Source organism: Pantoea conspicua, from assembly GCF_002095315.1.
In the GTDB taxonomy this organism is placed as follows: domain Bacteria; phylum Pseudomonadota; class Gammaproteobacteria; order Enterobacterales; family Enterobacteriaceae; genus Pantoea; species Pantoea conspicua.
Genome location: NZ_MLFN01000007.1, coordinates 83384 through 92878, shown reverse-complemented (window position 1 = coordinate 92878; position 9495 = coordinate 83384). Strand labels below are relative to the sequence as shown.

Annotated in this window: 10 protein-coding genes and 1 pseudogene; 5 read left to right on the top strand and 6 right to left on the bottom strand. The window is 56.6% G+C overall.

Going from position 1 to position 9495, the window contains the following annotated elements; translation table 11 throughout:
• Window positions 1-19: 19 nt before the first annotated feature.
• The 5 genes and pseudogenes from nrdF to HA41_RS04785 all read right to left on the bottom strand — a co-directional run.
• A pseudogene (nrdF, locus tag HA41_RS04805) lies at window positions 20-889 on the bottom strand (class 1b ribonucleoside-diphosphate reductase subunit beta); the annotation flags it as partial.
• Window positions 890-897: 8 nt separating this feature from the next.
• Window positions 898-3036 carry a class 1b ribonucleoside-diphosphate reductase subunit alpha gene (gene nrdE, locus HA41_RS04800; RefSeq protein WP_094119808.1) on the bottom strand — a complete coding sequence of 713 codons (2139 nt, stop codon included), beginning with the start codon at window positions 3034-3036 and terminating at the stop codon, window positions 898-900.
• Window positions 3006-3419, bottom strand: a complete 414-nt coding sequence (gene nrdI, locus HA41_RS04795; RefSeq protein ID WP_094119807.1) for a class Ib ribonucleoside-diphosphate reductase assembly flavoprotein NrdI — start codon at window positions 3417-3419, stop codon at window positions 3006-3008. The genes nrdE and nrdI overlap by 31 nt, the downstream gene beginning before the upstream one ends.
• A 4-nt stretch (window positions 3420-3423) precedes the next feature.
• Complete coding sequence (gene nrdH, locus HA41_RS04790; RefSeq protein WP_094119806.1) at window positions 3424-3666, bottom strand: glutaredoxin-like protein NrdH; 243 nt, start codon at window positions 3664-3666, stop codon at window positions 3424-3426.
• Window positions 3667-3964: 298 nt separating this feature from the next.
• Window positions 3965-4282 (bottom strand): DUF883 family protein, encoded by a 318-nt coding sequence (locus tag HA41_RS04785; protein WP_094119805.1) that lies wholly within the window; start codon window positions 4280-4282, stop codon window positions 3965-3967.
• Between the two features lie 152 nt (window positions 4283-4434).
• Here HA41_RS04785 and HA41_RS04780 point away from each other — a divergent pair, with 152 nt between their 5' ends.
• From HA41_RS04780 to HA41_RS04765, 4 genes are all read left to right on the top strand, one after another.
• Window positions 4435-4770 carry a DUF2002 family protein gene (locus HA41_RS04780; RefSeq protein WP_031376461.1) on the top strand — a complete coding sequence of 112 codons (336 nt, stop codon included), beginning with the start codon at window positions 4435-4437 and terminating at the stop codon, window positions 4768-4770.
• A 136-nt stretch (window positions 4771-4906) separates the two neighbouring features.
• Window positions 4907-6316: an S-methylmethionine permease gene (gene mmuP / locus HA41_RS04775; RefSeq protein ID WP_094119804.1), complete on the top strand. Its 1410-nt coding sequence runs from the start codon at window positions 4907-4909 to the stop codon at window positions 6314-6316.
• A complete protein-coding gene (gene mmuM, locus HA41_RS04770; RefSeq protein ID WP_094119803.1) occupies window positions 6306-7241 on the top strand; it encodes a homocysteine S-methyltransferase in 936 nt (311 codons plus the stop codon). The genes mmuP and mmuM overlap by 11 nt, the downstream gene beginning before the upstream one ends.
• Before the next feature lie 97 nt (window positions 7242-7338).
• Window positions 7339-7758 carry a hypothetical protein gene (locus tag HA41_RS04765; protein WP_094119813.1) on the top strand — a complete coding sequence of 140 codons (420 nt, stop codon included), beginning with the start codon at window positions 7339-7341 and terminating at the stop codon, window positions 7756-7758.
• Here HA41_RS04765 and speG read toward each other — a convergent pair whose 3' ends face one another.
• Window positions 7759-8304, bottom strand: a complete 546-nt coding sequence (gene speG, locus HA41_RS04760; RefSeq protein ID WP_009088567.1) for a spermidine N1-acetyltransferase — start codon at window positions 8302-8304, stop codon at window positions 7759-7761.
• A 226-nt stretch (window positions 8305-8530) separates the two neighbouring features.
• Between speG and HA41_RS04755 the strand changes: the two genes are divergently transcribed.
• The gene (locus HA41_RS04755; RefSeq protein ID WP_094119802.1) at window positions 8531-9484 is read left to right on the top strand and encodes an ABC transporter substrate-binding protein; all 954 of its coding nucleotides are present in this window, start codon (window positions 8531-8533) and stop codon (window positions 9482-9484) included.
• Window positions 9485-9495: the final 11 nt, after the last annotated feature.

The window sequence follows — 9495 nt, the reverse complement described above, 5'->3', positions numbered from 1 at the left end:
GATTTATTCAACAAAGCCCCGCGTTGGGTGAAAGCGCAGACAGGATAGCCGGATTCACCGCCGTGAGTTCCGCCGGGAACAGCGCCTCATAACCCAGATTCATCAGCGCTTTGTTGGCGTTATAGTGCAAAAAGGTTTTCACCTCTTCGACCCAGCCGACATCGGCATACAGCGCTTCGGTATAGGCGACTTCATTCTCATACAGTGCCAGCAGCAGGTCGTAAGCGAACTGTTGCAGCTCCTCGCGACGGTGATCGTCAGCAGTTTCCAGCGCTTTCTGGAACTTATAACCGATGTAGTAACCGTGTACCGCTTCATCACGAATAATCAGACGGATCAGATCGGCGGTGTTGGTCAGCTTCCCGCGACTTGACCAGTACATCGGCAGCCAGAAGCCGGAATAAAACAGAAACGACTCAAGAAACACGCTGGCGATTTTTTTCTTCAGCGGATCATCTGCCCGATAATGCTCAAGAATGATGCGCGCTTTGTTTTGCAGCGGCGCATTCTCTTCGCTCCACTGGTAGGCCGCATCGACATCCTGCGTGTTACACAGGGTCGAGAAGATCGAGCTGTAGGAGCGGGCATGAACCGCCTCCATAAAACTGATGTTCGACAGCACCGCCTCCTCGTGTGGCGTCAGCGCATCCTCCATCAGCCCCGGCGCGCCAATCACATTCTGAATGGTATCGAGCAGCGTCAGGCCAGTGAAGACCCGGATGGTCAGTTGCTGCTGCTGGTTATCCAGCGTCTGCCAGGCAGGCAGATCGTTGGAGAGCGGCACCTTTTCCGGTAGCCAGAAGTTGCTGGTGAGACGGTTCCAGACCTCAAGATCTTTCTCATCCTGAATCCGGTTCCAGTTAATTGCCTGAATCTGTTTTAGTTGCATAGTTTTTATCACAGTGCGCAGGAGACGCAGCCCTGAACCTCTGTGCCTTGTAGCGCCATCTGGCGCAGACGAATGTAATAGAGCGTTTTGATGCCTTTTTTCCACGCGTAAATCTGCGCTTTGTTGATGTCACGTGTGGTGACGTCATCGCGGAAGAACAGCGTCAGCGACAGGCCCTGATCGACGTGCTGCGTGGCTTCGGCGTAAGTATCAATAATCGCTTCCGGCCCAATCTGATACGCATCCTGATAGAGATCGAGATTGTCGTTGGTCATAAACGGCGCGGGATAATAGACGCGACCGGTTTTGCCCTCTTTACGGATCTCAATGCGTGACACGATCGGATGAATGCTGGAGGTCGCATGGTTGATATAGGAGATCGAACCGGTCGGCGGAATCGCCTGCAGGTTCTGATTAAACAGACCGTGCTGCATCACCGCGTCACGCAGCGCCTGCCAGTCCGCCTGGGTCGGCAGCGTAATACCGGCATCCGCAAACAGTTGCGCGACGCGTCCGGTGCGCGGACGCCATTCACGCTGAATGTATTTATCGAAATAGTGACCGCTGGCGTACTGCGAGTCAGCAAAACCGTCGAAGCTCTGCTGACGTTCGCGAGCCAGCTGGTTCGAGGTGCGCAGCGCGTAATAGGTGATGCAATAGAAGTAGAGATTGGTGAAGTCGAGCGCTTCCGGCGAGCCGTAGGCCATGCCTTCGCGCGCCAGATAGCCGTGCAGATTCATCTGACCGAGGCCAATCGCATGTGAGCGACGGTTACCTTCGGCCACAGACGGCACCGAGCCGATCTCGCTCATCATGGAAACCGAGGTCAGGGCGCGCACGGCCACATCAACGGTGCGGGCCAGGTCTCGCGAATCCATCGCGTGGGCAATATTCAGCGAGCCAAGATTACAGGAGATATCTTTGCCAACCCGGCGATAGCTGAGATCGTCAAAGTACTCGCTGGCGCTGTTCACCTGCAGAATCTCGGAGCAGAGGTTACTCATATTGATGCGACCGGCGATCGGGTTACTGCGGTTCACGCTGTCCTCAAACATAATGTAGGGATAGCCGGACTCGAACTGAATCTCAGCCAGCGTCTGGAAGAAATCACGCGGCTGAATATAGGTTTTACGGATGCGCGCATCCGCCAGCATCTCGTCATACTTGTCGCTGATGCTGATATCGCCAAACGCCTGGCCGTAGATACGCTCTACGTCATAGGGTGAGAACAGCGCCATCGGCTTATTCTCTTTCGCCAGCTGGAAGGTGATATCGGGGATCACTACGCCAAGCGACAGGGTTTTGATGCGGATCTTCTCGTCGGCATTTTCACGTTTGGTGTCGAGGAAACGAAAAATGTCGGGATGGTGAGCGTTAAGCCATACCGCGCCCGCGCCCTGACGCGCACCGAGCTGATTGGCGTAGGAAAAGGCATCTTCCAGCATTTTCATCACCGGAATCACGCCCGATGACTGATTTTCGATGCGTTTGATCGGTGCGCCCGACTCGCGCAGGTTCGACAGCAGGAAGGCGACGCCGCCGCCACGTTTCGACAGCTGTAACGCCGAGTTCACCGCCCGACCAATCGACTCCATATTGTCTTCAATACGCAGCAGGAAGCAGGAGACCAGTTCGCCGCGCTGCTGCTTACCGCAGTTAAGGAAGGTCGGTGTAGCTGGCTGGAACCGGCCGCTGAGCATCTCTTCCAGCAGCGAACGCGCCAGGTTTTCGTCACCCTGCGCCAGCGTCAGCGCCACCATACAGGCGCGCTGCTCAAAGGTTTCGAGATAGCGTTTGCCGTCAAAGGTCTTCAGCGTGTAGCTGGTGTAGTATTTCCAGGCACCGAGAAAGGTTTTAAATTCAAAGCCGCGGTTATCCGCCACGTCATGCAGCGCCAGCAGGAAGTCGAAATCGTACTGGTTCAGCACGTCTGCTTCGTAATAGCCTTCCGCCACCAGATAGCGTAACCGCTCGGCAGCACTGGCGAAAGGCACCGTATTGGGCTGCACATGCTGCAGGAAAAACTGACGCGTCGCTTCCTGATCCTTATCGAACTGAATCCGGCCGTCGGCGTCGTACAGGTTGAGCATGGCGTTGAGCGCGTGGTAATCCAGCGTCACGGCGTTGAGGGTATCTGTTGTTGCCAAAATTGGGTTACTCCCGCTTTAACTTTCGCGATATCGTCGGGGGTTCCCATCAGCTCAAAACGGTAGAGGCAGGGAACCTGACATTTTTTTGCAATGATGCTGCCGGCCAGGCAGTAACCAGCACCGAAATTACGGTTACCGGCGGCGATCACCCCACGAATCCCGCGACGGTTGCCTTCATCATTCAGAAACTGGATTACCTGGCGCGGCACTGCGCCACGGCTGCTGCCTCCGCCATAGCTCGGCACCACCAGAATGTAAGGCTGGCTGGTGTGTAACTGCTGTTTAGCATCGAGCGGAATGCGCCGGGCCGGCAAGCCCAGGCGCAGGATGAAGCGGTGGGTGTTTTCCGACTGGCTGGAAAAGTAGACCAGTGGGAACATCGCCTTAGCCTCCGACAGCGGAGAACTGGCGCAGCGAAGCGATTTTATCCGGGCGGAAGCCGCTCCAGTGGTCATCATCGGCCATCACCACCGGCACCTGGCGGTAGCCCAGCGTTTTCAGGTTGTCGATCGCCTCTGGCTGGCTATCAAGATTAATCAGTTGATAGTCGATACCCTGACGGTCCATGGCATTTTTGGTGGCGTTGCACTGGACACAATTATCTTTAGTGTAAATAATAATGCGCATGATTCGTATTTCCCTCTATGTGCGGTTCTGATGTCGGAAAACGAAGCAGACGTGGCAGGTGACGGGCTTCGTTTGGGCAGACATCGACTGTCGTGCTGATGAGGTAAATACTAGATGTAGCGTTTTATTGGGTCAAGCCCACCATATATAGGGTTTTGAGATTTGCATTTGCCGGAACGGCACAAAGCCAGTAAGGCTGCGCCTTCAGCACCGAAAAATTGATTTGTAAATGTTAGTGGTCGAAAAACAGGCATAAAAAAGCCCCGCACAGGGCGAGGCTCGGGAAAGGTGATAGCGTTTAGCGGCGTGACGCCAGCAGCACACCAAACACCAGACCGATGGCGGCACCGACGCCGACACCGTGCCACGGCTTATCATGCACATAGGTATCAACCTGTGTACCGGCATCACGGGCGACCTGCGCCACACGGTTGCTGCCGCCGTTCAGTTTTGCGCGAGTCTGTTTCAGCAGAGTTTCTGCCTGGCTGCGTGCAGAGTCCACTTCATCTTTGGCATCACTGCCGTAAGATTTCAGCAGTGCTTCAAGTGAATCAGCGAGTTCGTTAACATCCTGATTGATATCAATGTCATCGTTTTTTACGGTTCGATTAAACATTTTTTGGCTCCCTTTGTTTTAAAACGTAATACTAGTGTAGACGACCTTGAGATAAACGAGACGCGAGAGTGGCCTTTAGGGAAAATTCCGAATGCCCACTCTGTCATGCTGTTGTAAGGTTGCGAAGCTTTTGAAAGAGGAGAGGATCGAGCATGTATTTACGACCAGATGAGGTAGCGCGCGTACTGGAAAAAGCGGGTTTTGAAGTCGATGAAATTACCCCACGGGCATATGGCTATCGCCGTGGTGACAACTACGTTTATGTGAATCGCGAAGCGCGCATGGGGCGCACGGCGCTGGTGATTCACCCGACACTGAAAGAGAAGAGCCAGCCGTTCGCTGAACCGGCTTCTGAAATGAAGACCTGCGATCACTACACCCAATTCCCTCTCTACCTGGCGGGTGATTCACAGGAACACTACGGCATCCCGCACGGATTCAGTTCCCGCATGGCGCTGGAACGCTATTTACAGAGCGTTTTCGGCTAACGCATCAGGCCCCGCTGCGACGGGGCACTGAACGCATCGGTTATCCTCCCACCCCGGCAATCCATTGCAATTCCCGCCTGTGACGCGTATAAAACTCTCCACTATAGATGTTTAGACGTCCATACGGATAAAAGTGATGAGTGAAGAGCAAAACCCCGCGCAGGATCAATTCAAACGCACCATGAAAGTGCGCCATCTGGTGATGTTATCGCTGGGGGGCGTGATTGGCACCGGGCTGTTTTTTAACACCGGTTACATTATCTCCACCACCGGCGCGGCCGGAACTCTGCTGGCTTACCTGATTGGCGCGTTAGTGGTGTGGCTGGTGATGGTCTGCCTGGGCGAGCTCTCTGTGGCGATGCCGGAGACCGGCGCCTTTCACGTCTATGCGGCGCGCTACCTCAGTCCCGCCACCGGTTACACCGTGGCCTGGCTCTACTGGCTGACGTGGACCGTAGCGCTGGGCTCCAGCCTGACGGCGGCCGGCTTCTGTATGCAGTACTGGTTTCCGCAGATCCCGGTCTGGATCTGGTGCCTGGTGTTCTGCTGTGCAATCTATCTGCTGAATGTCATCTCGACCCGCTTCTTCGCGGAAGGGGAGTTCTGGTTCTCGCTGATCAAAGTGATCACTATTGTTGCCTTCATCGTGCTGGGCGGTGCCGCCATGTTCGGCTTTATCCCGATGAAAGATGGCACGCCCGCGCCGGGTCTGAGTAATCTCACCGCGCATGGCTGGCTGCCGAACGGCGTGTTGCCGATCCTGATGACCATGGTGGCAGTGAATTTCGCCTTCTCCGGCACCGAACTGATTGGTATCGCAGCCGGTGAAACCCAGCAGCCAGAGAAAGTGCTGCCGCTGGCGATCCGCACCACCGTAGCCAGGCTGATCATCTTCTTTATTGGTACGGTGTTTGTGCTGGCGGCGCTGATCCCGATGGATCAGGCCGGGATTGTTAAAAGCCCGTTTGTGCTGGTATTTGAAAAGATCGGCGTGCCCGGGGCGGCGGATATCATCAACTTTGTCATCCTGACCGCCATTCTGTCAGCCGCCAACTCGGGACTCTATGCCTCTGGTCGGATGCTCTGGTCGCTGGCGAATGAAAATACGCTGCCGCGCGCTTTTGCCCGGGTGAATAAGCGCGGCGTACCGCTGCTGGCGATTACCGTCAGCATGATTGGCGGATTGCTGGCGCTGATCTCCAGCGTGGTCGCGCCGGATACGGTGTTTGTGGCGCTGTCGGCGATATCCGGCTTTGCGGTGGTCGCCGTCTGGCTCAGCATCTGCGCTTCACATTTTGTCTTCCGTCGTCGCCACCTGCAGCAGGGAAAATCTCTGGCGGAGCTGGGCTATCGCGCGCCGCTCTATCCGCTGACGCCGGTGCTCGGGTTTCTGCTCTGTCTGCTGGCCTGTGTCGGCCTGGCGTTCGATCCGACCCAGCGCATCGCCCTGTGGTGTGGCATTCCGTTTGTGCTGTTCTGCTATGCCGCTTACCATCTGACCCATAAATCATCGCCAAAGCCTGAGGAGGCTAATGATGTCGCATAATCCTGTCGCGCAGGCCCTGTCTGAATCGCCGCTGCTGATCCTGGATGGCGCGCTGGCCACCGAACTGGAAGCGCGTGGCTGCCAGCTGGCCGATGCGCTGTGGTCAGCCAAAGTGCTGATGGAGAATCCTGAACTGATCTATCAGGTGCACTACGACTATTTCGCTGCAGGCGCACGCTGTGCGATTACCGCCAGCTATCAGGCGACGCCGCAGGGCTTTGCCACCCGCGGGCTGGATCAGGCGCAGTCGCTGGCGTTGATTGCGCAGAGCGTCGAACTGGCGCGACGCGCGCGCGAAGATTATCTGGCGACGCAATCCCAGGCGAAAACCCTGCTGGTGGCGGGATCGGTCGGGCCGTACGGGGCATTTCTGGCGGATGGCTCGGAGTATCGCGGCGACTACGCGCTGCCGGAAGCGGAGATGATGGCGTTTCATCGCCCGCGTATCGCGGCGCTGCTGGAGGCCGGGGCCGATCTGCTGGCCTGCGAAACCCTGCCATCCTTTGCTGAAGCGCAGGCGCTGGCAAAACTGCTGACCGAATTCCCGCACAGCGCCGCCTGGTTCTCGTTTACGCTGCGCGATGCGAGCCATATCAGCGACGGAACGCCGCTGTCAGAGGTGGTCGCCTGGCTGAACACTCAGCCGCAGGTGGTGGCGCTGGGCGTCAACTGCGTGGCGCTGGAGAGCGTGACACCGGCGCTGCAGCAGCTCCGGCAGCTGACCAGCAAGCCGCTGGTGGTCTATCCCAACTCCGGCGAACAGTATGACGCCAGCAGCAAAACCTGGCATTCAGCGCCGTCGGGCTGCACCCTGCACGACAAGCTGGATGAGTGGCAACAGGCGGGCGCGAAGCTGATTGGTGGCTGCTGCCGCACCTCACCCAAAGACATCGCGGCTATCGCGCACGCTTGTCAACCGCAATAAGATGGCTGAATCGGGCGATGATAGCCCGATTGAGGCGCGTGAAAAGGCGGGAAGGGCGGTTTACACTGTGCTTCCTGACCTTTTTGCGGAACCCTTCATGAAACAGCGAATTCTGGCTCTGGCCGCCGCACTGCTGCTTAGCGGTTGTGCCACCATTGTCGGCAATGAAACCCAACTGGTCCGCATCGACTCGCTGCCGCAGGGTGCGCGATTTACCGTGCAGGATGAACGCGGTTTCGCGGTGGCACAGGGTTTCACGCCGCAGACCGTTGAGCTGGAGAAATCCACCGGTCGTTACTTCGGCAAGAAACGCTATCTGCTGATGCTGGAAAGTCCTGGCTACGTGCCGGTAACGATGCCGATCGAAGCACGCGCGAACCTGTGGTACTTACTGGGTAATATCCCGCTGGGCGGTTTCCCCGGCTGGCTGCTGGTCGATCCGTTCTACGGCGGCATGTACGACCTCAAGCCAGAGCATCCACGTCCGTTTATGAATCCGGTTGGCGCGCGCGGCTGATTACTGTGCGGTTGGCTTCACCATTCCGCCTGGCGTTTTGTGGCGCTCCAGATACTGATGCTGGAAAATGCACATGCGGATGGTGTTACGGTATTCCCCGTTAATAAAAAATTCATGCTTCAGCACGCCTTCGATCTCGAAGCCGAGCTTGGTATAGATGTGGATCGCTTTCTCATTCTCCTGATCGACAATCAGGTAGAGCTTATAAAGATTCAGCACTGAGAAGCCGTAATCCATCGCCAGTTTAGCCGCCTGAGTCGCCAGCCCTTTGCCCTGATGCGCCGGATCGATAATGATCTGAAACTCGGCGCGGCGATGTACATGGTTGATCTCCACCAGCTCGACCAGCCCCGCTTTCTGCCCGTCATGCTCCACCACAAAGCGCCGTTCAGTCTGATCGTGGATGTGCTTATTGTAGAGATCTGACAGTTCAACAAAGGCTTCATACGGCTCTTCGAACCAGTAGCGCATCACGCTTGCGTTGTTATCCAACTGATGCACAAAGTGCAGATCTTCCCGCTCAAGCGGGCGCAGTTTAACCGTCATTTTCTTTCCCTTCCGTTACAAGATGGCCGCGAGTATACCGCACCAGCCGGATGACAATATTGCGCAGGATGCACTAACTGAGTGCGTCACCCCGGCTGACTCTGCCCTGACAGTCAGCGTGCAGACGCTTTACGTGCGGGATGAGGATTCTGGCACAGCCATTGCTTGGGTTGTATAGATAAGACTATACAACCGTGAAGTGTTCACCTTGTGACAGGAGTGGAAGATGGTAAAGCAAATCAGACAGGCAGCAGCAGTGGCGTTGATGCTGGCAATGGGAAGCACGCTGGCGCAGGCGGAAGAGACCCCGGTCGCCATCGGCATTTCCGGCTGGACCGGTTTTGCCCCGCTGACGCTGGCGGACAAAGCGGGCATCTTCAAAAAGCATGGGCTGGCGGTGGAGGTCAAAATGATCCCACAGAGCAGCCGTCATCTGGCCGTGGCCTCCGGCACTATTCAGTGTGCGGCTACCACGGTGGAAACCTATATCTCCTGGAATGCGGCGGGCGTACCCATCAAACAGATCGTCCAGCTGGACAAATCTTATGGCGCTGACGGTCTGGCGGTGCGCAGCGGGATTAACAGCATCCGCGATTTGAAAGGCAAAACCATCGGCGTGGACGCACCCGGCACATCGCCTTACTTCGCGCTGGCGTGGATACTCGATAAAAATGGCATGACGATGAAGGATGTCAGGCTGGCGACGATGTCGCCGCAGGCGGCGGCACAGGCCTTTACCGCCGGACGTAACGATGCTGCCATGAGCTATGAACCCTATCTCTCCTCGATTCGCAAACAGCCTTCAGCCGGAAAAATCATTGCCACCACGCTGGATTATCCGATGGTAATGGACACGCTGGGCTGCACCCCGACCTTCCTGAAAGCCCATCCGCAGGCGGCAAAAGCGCTGGTGGAAAGCTACTTCGATGCGCTGGAGATGATCAAACAGCAGCCGGAGAAATCGTACGAAATTATGGGCGCGGCGGTGAAATCGAGCGGCAAAGCGTTCGCCGAATCAGCGGGTTATCTGCGCTGGCAGGGCCGTGAAGAGAACCGGGCCTTCTTCAACGGTGGGATTCAGCGTTTCAGCGACGAAGCGGGCAAGCTACTGCTGCGGGCTGGCGTGATTAAAACCGTGCCGGATATCAACAGCCTCTACGATGCCAGCTTTGTGCAATAACAGGAGATCGC